20 protein-coding genes are annotated in these 22,970 nt (G+C 31.0%); 7 read left to right on the top strand and 13 right to left on the bottom strand.

All coding sequences use genetic code 11. The features are described from left to right. Positions 1–57: 57 nt before the first annotated feature. Entirely contained in the window at positions 58–1,182 is a 1,125-nt protein-coding gene (locus ACEWL1_RS11035; RefSeq protein WP_409233357.1) for a GTP cyclohydrolase, read from the bottom strand. A 27-nt stretch (positions 1,183–1,209) separates the two neighbouring features. Further along, complete coding sequence (locus ACEWL1_RS11030; protein WP_409233356.1) at positions 1,210–2,367, bottom strand: transporter; 1,158 nt, start codon at positions 2,365–2,367, stop codon at positions 1,210–1,212. A gap of 205 nt (positions 2,368–2,572) precedes the next feature. Between ACEWL1_RS11030 and ACEWL1_RS11025 the strand changes: the two genes are divergently transcribed. The 6 genes from ACEWL1_RS11025 to ACEWL1_RS11000 are packed head-to-tail and all read left to right on the top strand — an operon-like array spanning position 2,573 to position 10,295. Continuing rightward, entirely contained in the window at positions 2,573–2,824 is a 252-nt protein-coding gene (locus tag ACEWL1_RS11025; RefSeq protein ID WP_409233355.1) for a DUF4834 family protein, read from the top strand. Position 2,825: 1 nt separating this feature from the next. Further along, positions 2,826–5,231 (top strand): YfhO family protein, encoded by a 2,406-nt coding sequence (locus tag ACEWL1_RS11020; RefSeq protein WP_409233354.1) that lies wholly within the window; start codon positions 2,826–2,828, stop codon positions 5,229–5,231. A gap of 9 nt (positions 5,232–5,240) precedes the next feature. Continuing rightward, positions 5,241–6,464, top strand: a complete 1,224-nt coding sequence (locus ACEWL1_RS11015; protein WP_409233353.1) for a glycosyltransferase — start codon at positions 5,241–5,243, stop codon at positions 6,462–6,464. Further along, positions 6,461–7,735, top strand: coding sequence for a glycosyltransferase family 4 protein (locus tag ACEWL1_RS11010; RefSeq protein ID WP_409233352.1), 1,275 nt, complete (start codon positions 6,461–6,463; stop codon positions 7,733–7,735). The genes ACEWL1_RS11015 and ACEWL1_RS11010 overlap by 4 nt, the downstream gene beginning before the upstream one ends. A 5-nt stretch (positions 7,736–7,740) precedes the next feature. Continuing rightward, complete coding sequence (gene wecB, locus ACEWL1_RS11005) at positions 7,741–8,826, top strand: non-hydrolyzing UDP-N-acetylglucosamine 2-epimerase (RefSeq protein ID WP_409233351.1); 1,086 nt, start codon at positions 7,741–7,743, stop codon at positions 8,824–8,826. Positions 8,827–8,834: 8 nt separating this feature from the next. After that, complete coding sequence (locus ACEWL1_RS11000; protein WP_409233350.1) at positions 8,835–10,295, top strand: oligosaccharide flippase family protein; 1,461 nt, start codon at positions 8,835–8,837, stop codon at positions 10,293–10,295. On the opposite strand, the gene ACEWL1_RS10995 is transcribed toward ACEWL1_RS11000, so the two are convergent. The 10 genes from ACEWL1_RS10995 to ACEWL1_RS10950 form a co-directional block, all read right to left on the bottom strand. Beyond that, the gene (locus ACEWL1_RS10995) at positions 10,276–10,584 is read right to left on the bottom strand and encodes a DUF6122 family protein (protein WP_409233349.1); all 309 of its coding nucleotides are present in this window, start codon (positions 10,582–10,584) and stop codon (positions 10,276–10,278) included. The genes ACEWL1_RS11000 and ACEWL1_RS10995 overlap by 20 nt on opposite strands. A gap of 144 nt (positions 10,585–10,728) precedes the next feature. Then, positions 10,729–11,307: a Crp/Fnr family transcriptional regulator gene (locus tag ACEWL1_RS10990; protein WP_409233348.1), complete on the bottom strand. Its 579-nt coding sequence runs from the start codon at positions 11,305–11,307 to the stop codon at positions 10,729–10,731. A gap of 9 nt (positions 11,308–11,316) precedes the next feature. Beyond that, a complete protein-coding gene (locus tag ACEWL1_RS10985) occupies positions 11,317–11,937 on the bottom strand; it encodes a WbqC family protein (RefSeq protein WP_409233347.1) in 621 nt (206 codons plus the stop codon). Positions 11,938–11,940: 3 nt separating this feature from the next. Beyond that, positions 11,941–13,563 carry a signal peptidase I gene (gene lepB / locus ACEWL1_RS10980; protein WP_409233346.1) on the bottom strand — a complete coding sequence of 541 codons (1,623 nt, stop codon included), beginning with the start codon at positions 13,561–13,563 and terminating at the stop codon, positions 11,941–11,943. A gap of 88 nt (positions 13,564–13,651) precedes the next feature. Next, entirely contained in the window at positions 13,652–14,353 is a 702-nt protein-coding gene (gene dapB, locus ACEWL1_RS10975; protein WP_409233345.1) for a 4-hydroxy-tetrahydrodipicolinate reductase, read from the bottom strand. Between the two features lies 1 nt (position 14,354). Further along, entirely contained in the window at positions 14,355–14,930 is a 576-nt protein-coding gene (locus ACEWL1_RS10970; protein ID WP_409233344.1) for a DUF5683 domain-containing protein, read from the bottom strand. Next, positions 14,930–15,817 carry a ParB/RepB/Spo0J family partition protein gene (locus tag ACEWL1_RS10965; RefSeq protein ID WP_409233343.1) on the bottom strand — a complete coding sequence of 296 codons (888 nt, stop codon included), beginning with the start codon at positions 15,815–15,817 and terminating at the stop codon, positions 14,930–14,932. The genes ACEWL1_RS10970 and ACEWL1_RS10965 overlap by 1 nt, the downstream gene beginning before the upstream one ends. Continuing rightward, positions 15,817–16,581, bottom strand: coding sequence for a ParA family protein (locus ACEWL1_RS10960; RefSeq protein WP_409233342.1), 765 nt, complete (start codon positions 16,579–16,581; stop codon positions 15,817–15,819). Before ACEWL1_RS10960 ends, ACEWL1_RS10965 begins: the two co-directional genes overlap by 1 nt. 187 nt (positions 16,582–16,768) lie before the next feature. Further along, the gene (locus ACEWL1_RS10955) at positions 16,769–18,232 is read right to left on the bottom strand and encodes an aminoacyl-histidine dipeptidase (RefSeq protein ID WP_409233341.1); all 1,464 of its coding nucleotides are present in this window, start codon (positions 18,230–18,232) and stop codon (positions 16,769–16,771) included. A gap of 146 nt (positions 18,233–18,378) precedes the next feature. Beyond that, the gene (locus ACEWL1_RS10950) at positions 18,379–19,011 is read right to left on the bottom strand and encodes an NAD(P)H-dependent oxidoreductase (RefSeq protein ID WP_409233340.1); all 633 of its coding nucleotides are present in this window, start codon (positions 19,009–19,011) and stop codon (positions 18,379–18,381) included. Positions 19,012–19,156: 145 nt separating this feature from the next. Here ACEWL1_RS10950 and ACEWL1_RS10945 point away from each other — a divergent pair, with 145 nt between their 5' ends. Then, a complete protein-coding gene (locus ACEWL1_RS10945; protein ID WP_409233339.1) occupies positions 19,157–20,437 on the top strand; it encodes a DUF2851 family protein in 1,281 nt (426 codons plus the stop codon). A 26-nt stretch (positions 20,438–20,463) separates the two neighbouring features. Here the strand turns inward: ACEWL1_RS10945 and ACEWL1_RS10940 are convergent, their stop codons facing one another. Beyond that, positions 20,464–22,917 (bottom strand): alpha-ketoacid dehydrogenase subunit alpha/beta, encoded by a 2,454-nt coding sequence (locus ACEWL1_RS10940; protein WP_409233338.1) that lies wholly within the window; start codon positions 22,915–22,917, stop codon positions 20,464–20,466. Between the last annotated feature and the right edge of the window lie 53 nt (positions 22,918–22,970).

Here is a 22,970-nt window from a genome sequence, read left to right as displayed (position 1 = left end):
CCTAATTCCTAATTCCTAATTCCTAATTCCTAATTCCTAATTCCTAATTCCTAATTCCTAATTCCTAATTCCTAATTTATAAGTTCTACGTCTTTTGTGTGTAACGGGATTAAAATTCCGCCAAATTTTATGAATTGCTTCATTGTCTTCTAACTCTGGAGTTCTAATCATTTCTTTCACTCCTTTTGCAATACAAACCTTGGTGTATTCGTCAAAAATAATAGCCGTTACACCTTTGTTTTTGTAACTATCTTCAACTCCGATTAAATAAGATGTTACTGTTTTAGGGTTTTTACGAGCTTTTAATAAATGGAAAATTCCGAATGGAAATAATTTTCCGTTTGCTTTTTGAAGTGCTTTCGAAAATGAAGGCATAATAATAGCAAAAGCAACTAATTTATGATTTTCATCAACCACAAACTTGATAAACTCTGGATTGATAAATCCGATATAATGTTTTTTGAAATGCGCAATTTGTGTGTTAGAAATCGGAACAAAAGAAGATAATTTTGAATAGGTTTTACTAAACAAATCAAACATTTCATCCACATAAGGCATGATGTCTTTTGTGTTACTAAAATTTAACGGAGTAAGTTTATATCGATGTTTTACAACGTTTGCAATCCTTTCATAATAGGCAGCATCAATATTGCTAATTTGAAACTTGTTCTCTAAATATTCTTTTTCTTTAGTGTATCCTAATTTTTCTAAATGTACTTTGTAATAAGGTTGAGAATACCAGGTAATCATAGTTCCGATATGATCAAAACCTTCAATTAAAACACCCACTTTGTCTAAATTGGAAAACCCAACCGGGCCTTCTATATATGCTAGGTTATTTTGATAACCGATTTCTTTTACTTTCTCTAGTAAAATTCTACTAACTTCTATATCATCAATTACATCAAACCAACCAAAACGCATTTTAAGAATGCCTTGTTTTTCAGTTTCATATTTGTTGATGATTGCAGCAACACGTCCAACAATTTTTTTATTTTTAATTGCGATAAAAAAACGAGCTTCAGCATGTTCAAAAGCCGGATTTTTATGCTTGTCTAACGTATCTAATTCGTCTTTAATTATTGGCGGAACCCAATAAGGGTTTCCTTTATAAAGTGAAAAAGGAAATGCAACAAACTGTTTTAACTCCTTTCTTGTAAAAATTTCTTTAATGGTAATCATAGGCTAAATATACAAAACGTTCAATTACTAATTATCGTTTTTTGTATCGTCTTTTTGTTTCTTTTCCGCCTCCTTTTTTGTGTTATCTTTCTTCTTGTTTTTTCGTTTTAAGAAACTAAAAAAACCACTTTTTTCTTTTTTGCTATCTTTCTTTTTACCGGTTGTAGATTCTATTCTTTTACGTACTGGTCTTTTTCGTTTGTATGTATTATCAGTTTCTTTTTCTTTCTTTTTAAATTTAAAGAAATCAAGTAGTCTTCCAAAGAATTTTTTCTTTTTTGTTGATGCAGGTTTCTCATCTACAATTATATTTCCTTTTTCGTCTAACAAATCAAATTTTGGAACATGTCTGTCTAAACGAAACGAAAATCCGAGTCCGGCATAAAATTCAGTTGTTTTTCCGTTGAAATTTAATCGAGTTGAAGCATCAACCTGAAAATGTCTACTGGACAAATAGGCAATTCCTGTTCCGAAGTTGTTATTTGTTTGATATTTATTATAACTTCCTTGATGTTCTAAAAAACTGCTCCAAGTATCATTAAAAGCATAAGTTCCGGTAACGATATATGCTAATTCTGAGTACGAACTTCCAATGTTGTCGTAGAAAACATTGGTAACAATATTTAATTTCTTAGATAAATTATTTTGAAGCAAAACCCCAAATTTAGGAGTCAGGCCTTCTAGTTTATAAATATCATTTACCAAATTTGTATTGATACCAATGTAGATGGCAACAGACGGAATTGCTCTTTTCCAATCAAAAGCATGTCTGCGTTTCCAGCTTCTTATTTCTTTAGATTTGTCTTCATATTCTTGATGAAAAACTAAATATTTAGCACCGAATGACAAATCGCTAACTCCAGTTGTAAAATAATCAGAAGTAAAAACATTTTTAAACGCTACTTTATCTTTTTGAAGTGCAAAGTTTGTATTGAATTCTAATTTTTCGTCAAAAAAACTAGTCCTAAAATCCAATGTGTAACCAAAAGAACTCGGAACGGTAAAGGTTCTAACAATTTTAGAGGAATTATAAAAAAAACCAGTTTCTATTTGATAAATGCCAGAGCCAACACTATACGGACTTTCAGAAAAACCAGGTCTGTTAGAGTTAATTACATTTGTGTATTGAGCATTTAAAAGATAACTGCTACATAAAAAAAAGAAAAAAAGAATCTTTTTATTCATATTCATTTTTGGGGTAATTCATCATCTATACGCTGTCTTTTTGCAGATAAACACAAACATACAGCAAAAAAAGCACACGTCATATTTAAGAAATTGCTTTTTTAAACTTTCGCGATGTTTTTTGTATAAACTTAACGTTAAAGTTGCTCTCAAATTGTTACTTTTGAAGTAATTTTTCGAATTATAAAAAGCAGTTACAGTACAAATGGGTTTATTAAGAACAATCGCTATTATTTTATTGGTTTATTATGTGTTTAAGTATTTGGCTAAACTTTTTGCTCCATACTTGATGAAAAGAATGGTGAGTAAGATGCAAGAAAAAGCACGAAATCAACACCAAAATCAACAAGAACCCAATGTAAAAGTTGGAGAAACTATAATCGATAAAAAGCCAGGAAATAAGAATCAAAGCAATAATTCTGTTGGTGAATATGTTGATTATGAAGAAGTAGAATAAGATGAAAATTAAAAGAACATTTCCATATTTAATAGCAATTCTCATTTTTGTAATTGCATCAGTTTTATACTTTAATCCGGTTTTAAAAGGACAAAAAATAAAACAAAGCGACATTACTCAGTTTAAAGGAATGTCTAAAGAAATAGCAGATTACAGAGCAGAAAAAGGAAAAGAACCTTATTGGACCGGTGCTGCTTTTAGCGGAATGCCAGCATATCAATTAAGTGCTTATTATCCGAATGATTATATAAAAACTCTAGATAGCGCTTTACGTTTTTTACCAAGACCAGCAGATTATGTTTTCTTATATTTCTTAGGATTTTTTTTACTGCTTACAGCTTTAAAAGTAGAATGGAAATTGGCAATTTTAGGTGCACTTTCCTTTGGGTTTTCTACTTATTTAATTATCATATTTGGAGCAGGACATAATGCAAAAGCGCACGCAATTGCATACATGCCAATGGTAATGGCTGGTGTAATTTGGATTTTTAAACAAAAGTACTTACTCGGATTTGTTGTTACTTCGATAGCAATGGCGTTAGAAATAAATTCAAATCACCCACAAATGACCTATTATTTAGGGTTTATTTTATTGATTTTAGGAATTGTAAAACTAATTGATGCTATTCAAGAAAAAACGTACAAACCTTTTGTTAAACAATCAATAATTATTGTTTTTGCAATGTTATTGGGACTTGGTGTAAATTCTACTCGTTTATTAGCAATGCAAGAATATGCAAGTTATAGTACACGGGGAAAAACAGAATTAACTATTGATCCAAATGGTTCACCCAAACAAGTTACAGAAGGTTTATCTAAAGAATATATTACAGAATACAGTTATGGTTTAACCGAAACGTTTAATTTGTTCATTCCAAGGTTTATGGGAGGCGGAACTTATGAGGAATTAGGGAAAAACTCCAATTTTTATGAAACCTTAAAATCACATCCGCAAATTGGACCTGTTCAGGCATCGCAAGCATCAAAACAGGTATTAACGTATTGGGGAAATCAAACAATTATTGAAGCGCCAGCGTATATTGGAGTAATTTTAGTGTTTTTGTTTTTGCTCGGTGCTTTTTTAATCAAAGGAACGCTTAAGAAATGGCTGGTTGCTGCAACGATTTTTTCAATTGTATTAAGTTGGGGTAAAAATTTTGAAATTATTACCAATCTATTTATTGATTATGTACCGCTGTACAATAAATTTAGAGCAGTTTCTTCGATTCAAGTAATTGCAGAAATTTGTGTTCCTTTATTGGGAATTTTAGCTTTAAAAGAATTCTTTTCAAAAGAAATTTCTTCGGATGAGAAAAAGAATGCATTAAAAAAAGCATTTTATATTTTAGGAGGAATTACAGTTTTCTTTACCCTTTTTGGATCCAGTTTATTTGATTTTGAAGGATTTAGAGACAATAATTATGAGCAAATTCCTGGTTTGGTTGATGCATTAATTTCTGATAGAAAAACAATGTTATTTCAAGACAGTTTACGTTCATTAATTTTGATTTCAATTTCGTTTGCAATTTTATGGTTTTTCCTTAAAAATAAAGTGAATCAAACGAAGGCAATTGTAGGGTTTGCTATCATCATTTTAGTTGACTTACTTTCTGTAAATATCAATTATGTAAATAACGATTCATTTGAAAAAGCCAGAAATATTGAAAAACCTTTTCAATTAAATGACATCGATAAGCAAATCTTAAAAGATAAAGGGTATTATAGAGTTGCCAATTTTCCAAGTCCGTTACAAGACGGAAGAACATCGTATTTTCATAATTCTATTGGTGGTTATCACGCTGCTAAAATGGGACGTTATCAAGAATTGTTTGATTATCAGATAGTAAAAAACAACATGGAAGTGTTGAACATGTTAAATGCCAAATATTTTATTTTTCCAGATCAAACAGGTAATTTAAGTGTACAAGAAAACCCAAATACAAATGGTAGCGTTTGGTATGTGTCAAACTTAAAATTAGTGGCTTCTGCAGATGAAGAAATAAAGGCATTAGACTCTTTAAAAACAAAATATGAAGCTGTAATTGATGCAAGTAAATTTGATGTTAAAAACAATTTCGAAAGAGATCCTACTGCAACAATTCAACTCACAAATTATGATGTTACAACGTTAACATATCAATCTAATGCTGCAAAAAATCAGTTTGCTGTTTTTTCTGAAATCTATTATAAAGATGGTTGGAATGCATATATAGATGGAAAGTTATCTCCGCATTATAGAGTGAATTATGTATTGCGTGGAATGGAAATTCCGGCAGGAAAACATACTATCGATTTTAAATTTGAGCCTACAACAATTAAAAACGGAAATACCATAACATTAACTTCTTACTTCTTGTTATTGATGATTCCGATTGGATGGTTTTTTTACGAAAAGAAGAAAAAATAAAACAGCTTTATGAACATTGGAATGTTATTGAACGGAAATTATCCGGCAGATATTAGAGTTCGTAAAGAAGCAGAAACTTTGGTAGAAAATAATCATTCTGTTATTGTACTGTGTAAAAAAAATCCAAACGAAAAAGAGTATGAAGTTGTTAACGGAGTTCAAATTATTCGTAAAATAGAATATAAAAGCTTGGCTCATGAAGGCATTATAGATGTCATTGCTTCCGTTGGTTTTGTACATCCTTTTTTTAAAAAACAACTCCCATATTTTATCAAAGAAAATAAAATTGATGTTTTACATGTTCACGATTTACCTTTGGCGAAAACGGCCTTTTTAGCTGCAAAAAAAAATCATTTAAAAACGGTATTAGATTTACATGAAAATTATCCAGCAGCTTTAATGACGTGGTTTTCTTGGCGTAAAAACCCTGTAATCAGATTAAAAAATCACTTGTTTTTTAGCTATAATAGATGGCGGAATTATGAATCTAGAATCATTAAAAAATTTGATATTTTAATTACCGTTGTTGATGAAATGAAGCATCGATTGATTGAGCAACACAACATTTCTGAAAGTAAAATTGTGATTGTTCCGAATTCAGAGAAGAAAGAATTTATCAAGAATTTTGATGATTCAGCTTCGAATTATTTTAGTGATTTAAAAAATAAATTCATCATTTCTTATGTTGGTGGTTTTGGTCCACATAGAGGTTTACATACAGCAATTTTAGGAATGAAAGAAATTTCTAAGAAAATTTCGAATGCTTTTTTAGTACTAGTCGGTCCGGCAAATAAGGATGTTAGAAATCATTTGCAAAACATCATCAATCAAAATAATTTGCAAGATTTTGTAGAGATTAGAGGAAGCGAACCTTTTAAAAACGTGGTTAATATAATGAGGAATTCCTCAGTAAATATCATTCCGCATATTTCTAATGAACACACAGAAAGTGCTGTTCCGCATAAGTTTTTTCAAATATTATTGTCAGGAAAGCCATTGTTGGTTTCTAATTGTGCACCGATGAAAAGGTTGGTACATCAATATGAAATCGGAACTTATTTTGAATCAGAAAATCCAACTAGTTTGGCAAATTCAATTGTAAATATTCATGCGGATTACGATGCTGCAATGCAAAAAGCAAAAAAAGGAAACCACGAATCTTTAAATGGTGAGCTTAATTGGGAATTTACTTCAAAAAACTTAGTACATTTATACGATAACTTAGGTAATTGAAAGTACTAATTATAACATATTATTGGCCTCCTTCTGGTGGTTCTGGAGTGCAACGCTGGTTGAAATTTGTTAAATATTTACAAGATTTCGGAATTGAACCTGTTGTATTTACAGTTGACAATCCGAAATATCCAATTTTAGATACTTCTTTTCTTGATGAGGTCCCGAAAAATATTACCATTTTAAAACAACCTATTTGGGAACCAAACACTATTTTTTCCTTTTTTAAAAAGAAAAACACGCAACAATCTGCAGGATTTTTAAATCCAAATCCTCCTTTTTTTGGAAAAATATTACAATATATTAGAGCCAATTATTTTATTCCTGATGCACGTAAATTTTGGATACAACCTTCGGTTAAGTATTTAAAAAAATATTTATCAGAACACAATATAGACGCAATCATAACTTCGGGTCCTCCGCATAGTTTGCATTTAATCGGATTGGAATTGAAGAAAGACTTGAACATCAAATGGATTTCAGATTTTAGAGATCCATGGACAGAAATAGATTATTTTGAGCAATTACCTTTGACCAAGAAATCAATTCAAAAACATCAACAATTAGAACAAAAAGTTTTAGAAAAATCAGATGCAGTTTTAGTTATCGGGAAAACTATGAAGGAGCGTTTTATTAATTTTTCAAAGAACATTTATGTCATTACTAATGGTTTTGATTCTGATGTAAAAACGGATACTATACCATTAGATAAGAAATTTACCATTACACATGTTGGATTGATGAATGCAGATAGAAATCCAATTTCATTATGGAAAGCAATTTCTGAAATTAGTAAAGAAAACGATGCTTTTGCAGCGGATTACCAAATTCAGTTTGTAGGGAAAATAGCTCCAGAAGTTCACGATTGTTTAGAAGAATATCACATAAAAAACATTATAGATATTGGATATGTTTCGCATCAAGAAGTAACAAAATATCAACAAAAATCACAAGTTTTATTACTCGCAGTAAACAATGTAAAAAGCGCAAAAGGTGTTATTACAGGGAAAATATTTGAGTATTTACAAGCAAAACGTCCTATCTTAGCTATTGGACCAACAAATGGCGATTTGGCAGAGATTTTAAAAGAAACAAATTCAGGAATTATTGTGAATTTTAATGATGTTGAAAACTTAAAAAAAGAAATTTTACATCTATATGCTTCTTTTATAAAAGGAAATTTAGTATCAAATTCTAGCAATATAGAGCAATATCATCGCAGAAATTTAACAGAGAAATTAGCCAATATCATTAAAGAAACCGTTTTGTGAATTTTATGAAAAAAATAGTAACCATTTTAGGAGCAAGACCACAATTTGTAAAAGCTGCAGTGTTGAGTAGAGTGATTAAAAATCACCATCAAATTGAAGAAGTGATCATTCATACTGGTCAACATTTTGATGCCAATATGAGTGAAGTTTTTTTCGAAGAAATGGAAATCCCGAAACCCACCTATAATTTGGCGATTAATAGTTTAAGTCATGGTGCAATGACTGGACAAATGTTAGAAAAAATAGAAACCATTTTGTTGGATGAAAAACCAGACGCAGTTGTTGTGTATGGCGATACAAATTCAACCATCGCTGGTTCTTTAGCAGCTAAAAAACTACATATTAAAGTAATTCACATAGAAGCAGGTTTGCGCTCCTTTAATATGAAAATGCCAGAAGAAATCAATCGAATTTTAACAGACAGAATTTCTGATTTGTTGTGTTGTCCAACAGACACTGCTATCAAAAATTTACAAAAAGAAGGCTTTGATAATTTGCCAATCAAAATTGTAAAAAATGGCGATATAATGAAAGATGCAGTGGAATATTACAGTCAAACATCCGCAGAAAAATCTTCTATCATTGCTGATTTAGATTTGAATAAAAATGAATTTGTGTTGGCAACAATACACAGACAAGAAAACACTGACGATGTTGAGAATTTAAAATCGATTTTTGCTGGTTTAGAAGAAATTAATAAAGATTGTAAAGTGGTTTTACCATTGCATCCTAGAACAAAAAAAATATTAGAAAAAAATAATATCCAACCCAATATCACTTTGATAAACCCTGTTGGTTATTTTGCAATGTTAGAGTTGCTTAAAAATTGTACGCTAGTAATTTCTGATAGTGGCGGATTACAAAAAGAAGCATTTTTTAACAAAAAAAATTGCATAATTGTAAGAGAAGAAACGGAATGGGTTGAGTTGGTGGAAAACGGTTTTGCAGAAATTGTTGGAAGTAATCAAACTAAAATTATAAATGCATTTCATAAATTTAAAAATTCAGAAATGGATTTTAATTTAGAACTGTTTGGGAATCAAGTTGGAGAAAGTATTCATCAATCTATTTTAACATTGTTAACTAAATAACTTTTTCATTGGGAATTGTATTCAATCAATCGTTTAAAAACACAATTATCACGTTTGCGGCATTCGGAATTGGTGGTGTTAACGCATTGTTTTTATATACCAACTTTTTAACGGATGAGTATTACGGTTTGGTAACGTATTTGTTATCAACTGCAAATTTATTAATGCCACTAACAGCTTTTGGTGTTCAGTATTCAATTGTCAAGTTTTTTTCGTCATACACTTCTAAGCTAGAAAAAGATAAGTTTTTGAGTTCATCGTTGGTGTTTCCTTTGCTAATTGCATTGCCGTTTGGTTTTTTCGGAACCGTTTTTTACGAGCAAATCAGTAACTATTTATCCTTAGAAAATCCGATTATAAAAGAGTTTACTTGGGTTATTTACTTAGTAGCTGTTGCCACAGCATATTTCGAAATTTTTTACGCTTGGGCTAAAGTGCAACTGCAATCGGTTTTTGGAAATATATTAAAAGAAATGTTTTCTAGAATTGCTGTAACGCTTCTTTTAACCTTAGTTTTTTTTAAAGTAATTGATCAAGTTGAATTTATTTATTATTTAACTGGAGCGTATTTTATTCGGGCACTTATCATGCTTTTGTATGCGCTTAAATTATACACGCCAAAGTTTACCTTTCAGTTGCCAAATAATTATAAAGAAGTGTTTAAATATGCTTCGTATATCATTTTAGCGGGCTCTGCAGGAGCAATTTTATTAGATATTGATAAGTTTATGATTCCGCAAAAAGAAGCAATTGCGTACACTGCATATTATTCTGTCGGAGTGTATATTGCATCGTTATTAGAAGCCCCTGGAAGAGCAATGGCGCAAATTGTACAACCAATTACAGCAAAGGCTTTAAACGAAAATAATGCGCTTGAAATTAATAAATTGTACAAAAGTACTTCCATCAACTTATTATTAATCTGCGGATTATTTTTCTTGTTGATAAATTTAAACATCAGCCAAGGATATTTATTGATTGATGAAAAATATTCTCAAGGAATTTGGGTGGTGTTTATGATTTCTATAGCAAAACTATACACTATGGCTTTGGGAAATAACGGAGCAATCATTTCAAATTCTAAATACTATAAAATTTTATTGCCCTATTCTATTGCGATGGCGCTGGCGGTTATTCTTTTAAATAACTGGCTTATTTCTATTTATAGAATGAGTGGAGCTGCGCTCTCTACACTAATTGTTTTATTGTTTTTTAATACAGTTAAGATTTGGTACGTAAAAAAGAAATTTAATATTGTACCTTTTACGATAAAAACAATCTACTTGCTTTTGGTTTTAGGCGTTATTTATGGTGTGTTTTTCTTTTGGGATTTTAAGTTTCATCCAATTATTAATATTGGATTAAAGGGAGTTTTAATAACGATACTGTACTTATTTAGTATTTACAAACTTAAAATTTCTTCTGATATCAATACAATAATAGATAAACTTATAAAAAGCAATCGATAGTATCTGCAAGAATGTGTAATAGTAATCCAATTGCTAGGATTCTCGTTTTTTCCCAAATTAGTAGTAAAAAATAAATTACGATTGCAATATAACTATGTAGAGGATGAAAATGAATACTGCATCTATTCGGATCAAAAATGGGATTAGCAAATAAATGATCTAGATCTATCAACATCGTTGCTATAAAAATAAGGTATACTTTTTTCCAATTTTCTTTAAAAAATAGGAAGGCAATTATTGCAGGAACAATAAAATGAAAACTGTAATGTACTAGAAATTTTAAATCCATTTTAGTAAAAATAAAAAAGACTTGTGATTAAACAAGTCTTTTTTTAATAAACAACTAGGGGATAGTAAATTCATCAAGGGATATTCTTCTACCAAAGATAAAAGAATATCCAATGTTAAAAGTTAACATATGTTAATAAATTTTTCATTTAGAATACAATTCTTTTCTAATTCTGCTTAACTGAACAGGAGTAATATTTAAGTAAGAAGCAATATGATATTGCTGTATTAAATTACTAATATTTGGAATTTCTTTTTTTAGCTTAATATATCTTTCTGTAGCATTTAATACAGATAGTTCAAAAATTCTTTTTTCAGTTCTAATAAATATACTTTCCAATACTCTATTGTAAAGCAAAGCTAAATCATGATGTTTTTCTGTTTGCTTTATAAATTCGTGAAAGTTACCAACTAATATTTCAGCATCTGTTAAACAATCATAAATTGCATTTGAAGGTTTTTTTGTAATTAACGAAGATAAAGACCCAGAGGTAGTAATTGGAATGTAAATAGTTTTAATATGTTCCTTACCTTTAGAGTCTCTTAAAAAACTTCTTAAAACGCCAGTTTTTAATATGTAAAAGTTTGTAGGAATTTCGCCAGCATTTACAATTATATCTCCTTTTTTATAAAATTTGAATTGAATATTAGATTCAAAAATTACCCTAGATTTTTTTGATAAATTAGGTGAATATGTATTTATAAAGTTGGAAACGAAATCCATAATAGTATTTTATTCTTTCAAAGTTAACGCATTATTTTCTATAAAACTAATTGCATTTGGACCTTCCATAAATAGTAAATCTAAAACAGAAAGATCTTTAATAAACCCAAATTTATCATCAAACATTTGAATATAAGGTTTAAAATTGCCGTGATGTTCTTGTTTAGCATTTGCTAAAAATCGATAATCATTTTTAGTGGAAAGTTGGTATTCTTTTGTTTTTTTATATGCTTGATTTATTTGTAAAGCATCAGTAATAAAAAGATATGTGTCGATGCTTACGTCTAATAAGTATTTGTATTTATTTGTTAAAATGGGCAGTAAATCATCTTCGTAAAATTCAAAGAAAGGCGAATTTCGATATGCAATTTGTATCGATTTTAAATGTTGACTTTGCCATGAGACAGAATTATCTACTAAAGTGTCTTTTGTCTTTTTTCTAGATGAAGTGGATGTATGTTTTACAGGAATATTTAATAATTGTTTTCCGTTTGGACCATAAATATAACAGCGATTTCTATAGGTCTGCTTTTGAAAATTATCTTCTACTTCAAAAAGTACTTCGTCTGTATTTGCAATAGCGATATATTGCGAAATAGGAGAGAAGTAGGTTGGTACTAGTAAAGACATTTATTATTTAGTTGCTTTTTTCTTTTTACGATAATAGTTGAATGCAAAATAGCCCATTAAAATGAGTAAAAAAGGTTTAAAATAAGAAACAGGTTCTCCACTTCCGCCAACTGTTGTAAACATCCTATCCCAACGAATTGATGCAAATTTCGCAAATCCTTTTGCATTAGGATCCCAACTTAACCAAATAAAAACAGGTTTTCCAACAACATGATCAAATGGGACATAACCCCAAGAACGTGCATCTAATGAGTTTTGCCTGTTGTCTCCCATCATCCAATAATAATCTTGCTTAAAGGTGTAAGAAGTTGCTTTTTTACCGTTTAAATAATAATCATTTCCAATAATTGATAAATTATTATGCTCGTATCTTCTTATGATTTGTTCGTAAAAAGGCATCGATTTTTCATTTAATGCTACGGTTTCTCCTTTTTTAGGAATATAAATTGGGCCGTAATTATCGTTTGTCCATAAATAATGTGGACTGTGCGGAAATAAATCTTTGTTGAAAGTTCCTTTAGGTTCTATTCTTTTAACAACACTTTTTACAATTGGGTTATTTTTAATTAAAGCAGCTTCTTGGTCAGTTAGGTTTAAAATATATTTTCCATTTTCAGATCCATATTCTCTAATATTATATCTTTTTGCAGCGCCTTGGCTAAATTGTTGTCCGCCTGTGTCAACCGTGAAAAAGTATTGCGGTTTAGCTCTATCTGGCAATACGGTTCTTTTTCCGTTTATAAATACATAACCATCTCTTACTTCTAAAGAATCTCCTGGAACACCAACGGCACGTTTTACATAGTTGGTTCTTTTATCAACTGGTTTGTAGGTGAATTTTCCAGATTTATCTCCCCACATTAAATTTAAAGAATCTGCAGGCCAGCTAAACACAACAATATCGTTGCGTTCTATTTTTTGAATTCCTGGTAAACGCATGTATGGTAGTGATAGTTTGTTAAGCCAAGAACCTTCATATTTGTCTTCTTTTGATTGAGAAAGATAGGATTGAAAAGAAGGAGTTAAATTTAGTCCGATAAATGGAATTGGAATCGCAGGAATTGTGTCATGAACCATTGGCGCTGCTACCGTTGTCATCGGAACTCTTGCTCCGTAATGAAACTTACTTACAAATAAAAAGTCGCCAACATACAATGTTTTTTCTAATGATGAAGAAGGAATTGTATATGGCTGCATAAAATAGGTATGAACCAAAGTGGCTGCAATAATTGCAAAAGCGATAGAGCTAATCCATTCGCCAAGTACACTTCTTGGCTCTAAACTTCGATCTTTTACATATTCGTTTTTAGAAAAATAATTGATATAAAATAGGTAAAACCCTAAAGTTGCAACCGCAAGAATTGTATCAGGTCTTTTGTTATGACTAAAACTTCTACAGGTTTCTATCCAAATAATTGGAAACATTAATAGGTTTACTATCGGAATAAACAATAAGATTATCCACCATTTCGGGCGATTTATAATTTGCATCAATACAATTGCATTGTAAATTGGTACAATTGCTTCCCAAGCTTTTCTACCAGCTTTTATATATAATTTCCAAGTAGCTAAAAAGTGGATAGCTTGTATTGCTAAAAAGAATAAAAACCATTCTGTAAATGTCATAATCTGTATTTTTTGCTTGTTTCCGCTAAAGAAAACAATATTGTAATAATAGTGTATTAGTTTGTTTTGTTAAGAATTGTTACATTCTTTAACCAATGTTTAACACATCTTTCATTGTAAACACGCCTTTTTTATTCAGAATCCATTCTGCAGCTACAACTGCACCCAATGCAAATCCAGTTCTGTTATGTGCTGTGTGTTTTATTTCTATAGAATCAACTTCTGATGCGTAATTTATAATATGTGTACCAGGAACATCTGCAATTCTTTTAGATGTTATCGGAACAATTTCTGCTGATTTTTTCCCTTCTAATTTCCATGCTGATTTAGTGCTATTTTCTATAATTCCTTCTGCCAATGTAATTGCTGTTCCGCTTGGCGCATCTAATTTTTGTGTATGATGAATTTCTTCTAAAGAAATTTGATACTCACTTAAAGCATGCATCATTTTGGCCAATTGTTTATTGAGTTCAAAAAAAATATTGACACCAATACTAAAATTTGATGCATAGATAAAGGCCCCTTTTTTCTCATTGCATAAATCAACTACTTCATCATATTTTTCAAGCCAACCAGTGGTTCCAGAAATTACAGGAACTTGATTTTCTATACAATTAGAGATGTTTTTTACTGCTGATGTTGGTACGCTAAAATCGATAGCAACATCGGCATCCGTAATTATATATGTTGAGTTTGAAGTTGATCTTATTACAATTTCATGACCTCTTTGTAAGGCAATTTTTTCAATTTCTTTGCCCATTCTTCCGTATCCTAATAAAGCTATTTTCATACTAAAAAGAATATTTAAAAGTTAATCCAAATTTCGGAATTCCATATGTTTTTGGGCTCTGAATCATAACTGGAGTAAACGATAAATTATCGTTGGTGTTAAATTGCAACAAATGTGCATTTACACTTGCTTCTACAATTTGTAAAACGTAAAAAACTACGGTCGTTAACATGGCCAAGTCTCTATTGCTTTTTAATGTTTTTTGTGCGCTTATTAATCCGTTTCTAGAAACAATATCCGCAAATTCATCTTGTAAGCCTGCTTCTCGTAATTTAAATGCTGTTCTATATCTGTCGTATTCTTTGTTATTGTCTAAATACAAATAAATACTTGTTCCCATTGCTCCCCAAACAATTGGTGCTTTCCAATATTTCTTGTTGTAAATTTGACCACCACCAGGAAATATTGCTGAGTAAAACGCCGCTTTTGATGGAGATAACGGATTAAAATAATTGCTATTTAATTTGATTTTTCCTTTTATTTTAAGATCATCTACTTGAGTAGAATCTTTTTGTGCGCTTATAGAAAAAGATATAAGTACACTTAAAAAGAAAAGTATTTTTTTTAGTGATAACACTACTTTAATAAGTTTTTTATTCGATTAAAATCTTCTTCTGATTTAAATGAAATTGAAATTTTTCCTTTTCCTTTAGCAGTAGAACTAATTGCGACCTTGCTACCAAAAAACGAGTTCAATTCTGGTAAAGATTCTTTTACAAAACTAGGCGTTTGTTTTTTTGATTTTGTAACGGTATTTCCTTCTTTTATATTTTTAACCAATTCTTCTGTTTGTCTAACAGACAATTTGTCTTTCACAACTTTGGTGTAGATATTTAATTGATTTTCAGAAGAATCAACATTAATCAATGCGCGTCCATGTCCCATTGAAATAAACCCATCTCGCATTCCGGTTTGGATAATTGGATCTAACTTTAGCAAACGTAAATAGTTGGTTACGGTAGATCTTTTTTTACCAACACGTACACTTAATTGTTCTTGAGTTAATTGAATTTCATCAATTAAACGTTGATAAGAAAGGGCAACTTCTATGGGATCTAAATTTTTTCGTTGAATGTTTTCTACCAATGCCATTTCTAGCATTTCTTGATCGTTGGCAAGTCTAATATAAGCCGGAATAGTAGTGTTTTCAACTAATTTTGAAGCTCTGAATCTACGTTCTCCAGAAACTAACTGGAACTTATTTCCTTCTAATTTACGAACGGTAATTGGCTGAATAACTCCTAATTCTTTGATAGAATTGGCTAATTCATTTAAAGCATCTTGATCAAAATAAGTTCTAGGTTGAAACGGATTTACTTCGATATTTTTTAATTCAATTTCTACAATAGTACCAACTAATTTGTCGGCATTTTTGTCTGAAACAGAATTGATATCTGCCGAAGATTCTTTTAATAAAGCAGATAATCCTCTACCTAAAGCTTGCTTTTTTGTTGCTTTTGCCATTATGCGTTTTTCTTAATAATTTCGTTTGCTAAACTTAAATAATTTACAGCACCTTTGCTTGTAGCATCATATGCAATAATGCTTTCTCCGTAACTTGGAGCTTCTCCTAAACGTGTGTTACGTCTAATAATTGTATCAAAAACCATTGAGCTAAAATGCTTGCGAACTTCTTCTACAACTTGATTAGAAAGGCGTAAACGAGAATCGAACATGGTTAATAATAATCCTTCGATATCTAAATCTGGATTGTGGATGTTTTGTACACTTTTAATGGTATTTAATAATTTACCCAATCCTTCTAGTGCAAAATATTCACATTGAATCGGAATGATAACTGAATCAGCAGCAACTAAAGAATTTAAGGTGATTAATCCTAACGAAGGAGCGCAGTCAATTAAAATATAATCGTATTTGTTTTTTAATTTTGTGAGCGATTTTTGAAGCATGTATTCTCGTTGCTCTTTATCAACCAACTCAATTTCTATGGCAACCAAATCTATGTGAGCGGGAACAATATCAACATTCGGAGATGTTGTTTTTTGTATGGCATCGTTTATAGAAGCTGTATGTTCTAAAACCTGATAGGTTCCAATTTCTACAGTATCTACATCAATTCCCAAACCAGAAGAAGCATTTGCTTGAGGATCAGCATCTATCAACAACACTTTTTTTTCTAGAACCCCTAAAGAAGCTGCTAAATTTACCGTAGTTGTCGTTTTACCAACACCACCTTTTTGGTTTGCAATTGCAATAATTTTAGTCATTAAAATATCGGATTATATAAAAAGTAAAAATACGATTATTTGTCGTTAATTAAAATCAAAGATGTTAACAAAATAATAAAAATGTAATGGTCTAAAAATCAAATATGTACATTTATTTTATTGAAGATAATGAACATTGTAAGGCTTAAAAAAACCGTTGAGTTATCAACGGTTTTCTTATTCGTTTTTATTGTTTATTTGGAATATTTTTTAGTATTTCTAGTAAAAAATTCCAGAATTTCTGAGTTGATGAAATGCTTGCTCTTTCATCTGGAGAATGTGCACCTCTAATAGTTGGCCCAAATGAAACCATGTCCATTTCTGGATAATTCTGCCCTAAAATTCCACATTCTAATCCTGCATGACAAGCAGCAATTTTTGCTTTTTCTCCATGTAGTTTTTCGTATAAACCATCTAAGGTTTTTAAAATTTCTGAATGTATATTTGGTAACCAACCTGGGTATTCACCAGAAAAAGTAACGTCAAATCCAGCCAATTCAAAAGCAGCACGAATAGAATTTGCCAAGTCTATTTTATTGCTTTCTGATGAAGAACGCGTTAAGCAATTCACTAAAATTTCTCCGTCTTTTACAACAACTTTTGCAATATTATTTGAAGTTTCAACCAAATCGCTAATGTCTGGACTCATTCTATAAACTCCGTTTAAAGTAGCGTAAACTGATTTTATAAATCCTTCTTGAACACCTAATTTCATTACTTTTTCAGGTGCATTTGTTTCTGATATTTCGATGGATAAATTAGGTTCAACACTTTTAAATTCAGCATAAATATTATTGATGAGTTCATTCATTTCAAAAAAGAAGGACTCTTTAGAAATGGCATCAATAACAACTATTGCTTTGCTTTCTCTTGGAATTGCATTTCTTAAACTTCCTCCATTAATTTCTGAAATACGCAAACCAAAGTTTTCAAAACCATCAAATAAAATACGGTTCATTATTTTATTTGCATTTCCTAGTCCTTTGTGAATATCCATTCCAGAATGACCACCATTCAATCCGTTTACGGAAATTGAAAAAGCCAAGGTGTTCTCTGAAATAGTTTCTTCAGCATACGTTCTTTTTGCTGTAACATCAATTCCGCCAGCGCAACCCATTCCAATTTCATCATCTTCTTCAGTGTCTAAATTCAATAGAATTTCTCCGCTTAAATATCCAGCTTCTAAACCCTTTGCGCCTGTCATTCCAGTTTCTTCATCAATTGTAAATAGCGCTTCAATAGCTGGGTGGTCAATTGTTGTTGATTCTAAAACACTCATAATTGCAGCAACTCCTAAGCCGTTATCTGCGCCCAAAGTGGTGCCTTTAGCGGTAACCCAATCACCATCAACATACATTTCTATGCCTTGCGAATCAAAATCAAAATCAGTGTCAGAATTTTTTTGATGCACCATGTCTAAATGACTTTGCATCACGATTGTTTTTCTGTTTTCAAATCCAGCAGTTGCTGGTTTTTTAATGATAACGTTTCCAACAGGATCAACAACTGTTTCTAGGTTTAGCTTTTTGCCAAAAGCAACCATAAAAGCAATCACTTTTTCTTCTTTTTTTGAAGGTCTTGGTACTGCATTTAAATCTGCAAAATTCTTCCAAACGGCTTTTGGCGCTAAGTTTCTTATTTCTGTGTTCATTGTGTGTGTTTTTTGTGTTTCAAAAGTAAAGTTTTACTCTTGTTCTATAAAATAAAAGCAGGTAAAAGGTCTCGGCTCTGTTCGACAAAACATAGTGTAAAAATTACTTCAAGTAGCATCGAGAAGTTTTTTTATCAAGCAAATTATTAGTTGATTTCGATAATAACTTCGTCGGTGTTTTTACGAACTTTTTTCAAGTCTTTCATAAAATCATCTTCTGCTCTAAATCCAACAGGAAGTACTAAAACCGATTTTAAATTGTGTTTACCAAGATTTAAAAGGGCATCATATTTTTCAGGAATAAATCCTTCCATCGGGCAAGAATCGATGTTTTCTGATGCCGCAACCGTCATTAAATTTCCTAAAGCAATATACGCTTGATTTTTCATCCAAGAATGTATCGTTTCTTCTGATTTTGTTTCAAAATCATTTTTTAAGTAGTTTTTAAATTGATCTAAAATTTCATCGGGTGTATTTCTAATTTTTTTGACTAAAGAAAAATAATTCTCAACATCATCGCTAGACATATGTTTTTGAATACAAAGCACTAAAACGTGAGATGCTTGTGCAATTTGCTGCTGATTCCAAGAATGTTTAACCAATTCTTTTTGAATCTCTTTATTGTGTACAACAACCATTTTTATAGGCTGTAAACCGTATGAAGTTGCGGTTAAATTAAACGCTTTTTTTAAGGTGTTAATCTGTGAATCTGACAGCAATTTTGTGGCATCAAATTTCTTTGTTGCATACCGCCATTCTAAATTTTTTATAATGCTCATTCGGTGTTTTTTAACAAAACAAAAGTACTATAAATTCATTTTAATACAGAAGTTAGTCGATTAGATTTCATAATGTACATATAGATTTTTTCTTTACTCAACTTTTTTTTCTAAATTGATTGGCGAAAAAGAAAAATGTTTAGCTATGAAGGAAGATTTTCTACAGTATGTGTGGAGACACCAATTGTTTTCTAAAACAAATTTACAATCCACAAAATTTAATCAAATTGAAATTGTTTTTCCGGGGAATTATAATACCAATTCTGGGCCAGATTTTTTAAACGCTAAAATTAAAATTGAGGATATTTTATGGGGAGGAAATGTTGAGATTCATGTAAAATCTTCTGATTGGTATGTGCATCAACACGAGAAAGATCCTAATTACGATTCCGTTATTTTACACGTGGTTTGGGAGGATGATGCTGAAGTTTTTACAAAAGATAATTTGTCTTTATCAACCATAAACCTCTCTAAATTAGTTGCCAAAGATTTGTTGTTCAACTATCAGAAATTGTATTCAAAAGAGCAACGTTGGATTCCTTGTGAAAACGCAATTAATACGATTGATTCTTTTGTGTTTGAGAATTGGAAAGAGGGTTTGTTTTTCGAACGATTGGAAGAGAAATCAGTATTGATAAATCAATTATTAAACGATTCAAATTCTGATTATGAAGCGGTATTATTTAAATTATTAGCAAAAAACTTCGGATTAAAAACCAATGCAGAAGCATTTTTAAACCTGGCGAATTCTGTTGATTTTTCTATTGTTAGAAAGTTACAAAAGGATGCATTTCAATTGGAAGCTTTGTTTTTTGGTCAAGCTGGCTTTTTAGAAAAGACATCAGAAGAACAATATACCATTGATTTAAAAACTGAATATGAGTACTTAAAACATAAATTCAAGTTGCAACCAATTCACAACGGACAATTTCAATTTTTTAGAATGCGTCCAACAAATTTTCCAACCATAAGAATAGCGCAACTGGTTTCTTTGTACTACAAACAGCAAAATTTATTTTCTAAGTTGATGAAAACTAAAGATGTAAAAGAAATGTACCAATTTTTTACTATTGAGTTGAATGATTTTTGGAAAACACATTATACCTTTCAGAAAACAGGATTGAAAAGTGCAAAAAATATAACAAAATCCTTTGTAGATTTATTGTTGATTAATACGATAATTCCTTTGAAATTCAACTATTTAAAAAGTAGAGGAGAAGTAGAGGAAGCTCAATTCTTAATGTTAATTCAGCAGTTAAAGCCTGAACAAAATTCGATCATTTCTAAATTTAAAGATTTGGAGATTCATTCTAAAAATGCTTTAGAAACCCAAGCGTTGTTGCAGCTTAAAAATAAGTATTGCGCAAAGAAACGATGTTTGCAATGCGCAATAGGGAATAGTTTACTGAAAAATTCGTATTGTTAGGTTGAGCGGATTCGAAACCTTTTTAACTAGTACAAACTTTTATACTTTGCAGGATTTGCTTCGTGCATTATTTTATAGATAGCTTCAAAAACATCTTCAACAGAAGGTTTAGAGAAATAATCTCCATCAGTTCCGTAAGCTGGTCTGTGCGCTTTAGAAGTCAACGTTGTTGGTTTGCTGTCTAAATATTGATATCCGTTTTGATTTTCTAAAATTTCTTGCAATAGGTAGGCAGAAGCTCCGCCAGGAACATCTTCATCAACAACCAATAATCTGTTAGTTTTTGCAATGCTTTTTACTGTTTCATGATTGATGTCAAAAGGCAATAAACTTTGTGCATCAACAATTTCTATATCAATATCAACTTGTTGCAATTCTTTTGCAGCTTCTTCAACCAATCTTAAAGTAGATCCGTAAGAAACAACTGTAATGTCTTTTCCTTCTTTTATGACTTCAATTTCTCCGATAGCTGTTTTAAAATCACCTAAATTGGTTGGTAATTCTTCTTTTAATCGATAGCCGTTTAAACATTCTATAACCAATCCTGGATCATCGCCTTCTAATAAAGTATTATAGAAACCGGCGGCTTTGGTCATGTTTCTAGGAACCAACACATGCATTCCGCGAACATTATTTATGATTCCGCCCATCGGAGAACCCGAATGCCAAATCCCTTCTAATCTGTGACCACGCGTTCTAATAATTAATGGCGCTTTTTGTTTGCCAACAGTTCTATAACGAAGCGTTGCTAAATCGTCGCTCATAATTTGCAAAGCGTACAATAAATAATCTAAATATTGAATTTCTGCGATGGGTCTTAGACCACGCATTGCCATTCCAATTCCTTGACCAAGAATGGTTGCTTCTCTAATTCCTGTGTCAGAAACTCTAAGCTCTCCATATTTTTCTTGTAAGCCTTCTAATCCTTGATTTACATCACCAATAAAGCCAGCATCTTCTCCAAAAATTAAAACTTCTGGATGTTTTTTAAGAATAGCATCAAAGTTATCTCTCATAATAATTCTTGCATCCACTAATGTCTTTTCAGAATTATATGTTGGTGATGCTGGAGGAATATTTGTTGTTGCTAATTCTGTTTCGCTTAATAAATGTGTCGAGAATAAATCAAACCCTTGGTTTATTTTATTTTTGATAAAACTTTGTAAAGCAGTTTTTTCGGTAAAAGTTTCATCTTTTACGTAACGTAAAGCTTTTCGTGTAGCAATTAAAACATCTTTTCTGATAGGTTCTGAAATTGCTTCCAATTCGTTCTTTAATTTTAAAATAAAAGATTTATTGCTGCTCTTATTTGCTACTTGTTCTAGTAAGCTAACGGCAATTTTTACTTCGTCTTTTATTTCATTTAGATAGGCATTCCAAGCATTTCTTTTTGCTGTACCTACGTGTTTTTTTGCTTCTTTTTCTAGTGCTATTAATTCTTCTTCTGAAGCAACAAACTTTAAAATTTCTCCATTGCTATCTTCTAGTTCAAAATCTAAAATCCAAGAACGCATTTTTGCGATACAATCAAAATCTTGTTCCCACTTTAATCTATCTGCGTCTTTGTAGCGCTCATGAGAACCAGAAGTAGAGTGCCCTTGTGGTTGCGTTAATTCTTTTACGTGAATTAAAACCGGAACATGTTCTTCTCTTGCAATTTTTGCCGCTTTTTGATAGACATCAATTAGTTGTACATAATCCCATCCGTTGACAACAATAATTTCGTAACCGTTATTTTTTTCGTCTCTTTGAAAACCTTTTAGAATTTCAGAAATACTTTCTTTTGTTGTTTGGTATTTAGCGTGAACCGAAATTCCGTATTCATCGTCCCAAACATTCATCACCATTGGTACTTGTAAAACACCAGCAGCATTTATCGTTTCAAAAAATACGCCTTCACTTGTACTTGCGTTACCAATTGTTCCCCACGCAATTTCGTTACCGTTTGTAGAAAAATGAGAAGCGTTTTTTAATTCTTCTACATTTCTGTAAATTTTTGAAGCTTGAGCCAGTCCTAATAAACGAGGCATTTGTCCGGCAGTCGGAGAAATATCGGCACTAGAATTGTATTGTTTTGTAAGATTTTTCCAATCTCCGTTTTCTTCTAAACTATGCGTTGCAAAATGTCCGCCCATTTGTCTTCCGGCCGACATTGGATCTGCGTCTAAACTTGGATGTGCATACAAACCAGCAAAAAATTGTTGTGCAGTAAGTTCGCCCAAAGCCATCATAAACGTTTGATCTCTGTAGTAACCAGATCTAAAATCTCCTTTTTGAAACGCTTTTGCCATTGCCAATTGTGGCACTTCTTTTCCGTCTCCAAAAATTCCGAATTTTGCTTTTCCGGTTAGCACTTCTCTACGACCTAACAAACTACATTCTCTACTAATACGTGCAATTTTGTAATCATTTAAAACTTCGTTTTTAAAATCATTAAAAGAGAGTTCTTTAGTAGTTGGTTTTGTAGCTGTTTTTGTCATATTTATAAAGTGTATTACGTGTTTTGCAAAGGTAGTGTTTTTCGTTGATATTT

The sequence above is a fragment of the Polaribacter gochangensis genome (genome assembly GCF_046224025.1).
GTDB classification, from domain to species: Bacteria; Bacteroidota; Bacteroidia; order Flavobacteriales; family Flavobacteriaceae; genus Polaribacter; species Polaribacter gochangensis.
This window is presented reverse-complemented; position numbering and strand designations above follow the sequence as displayed.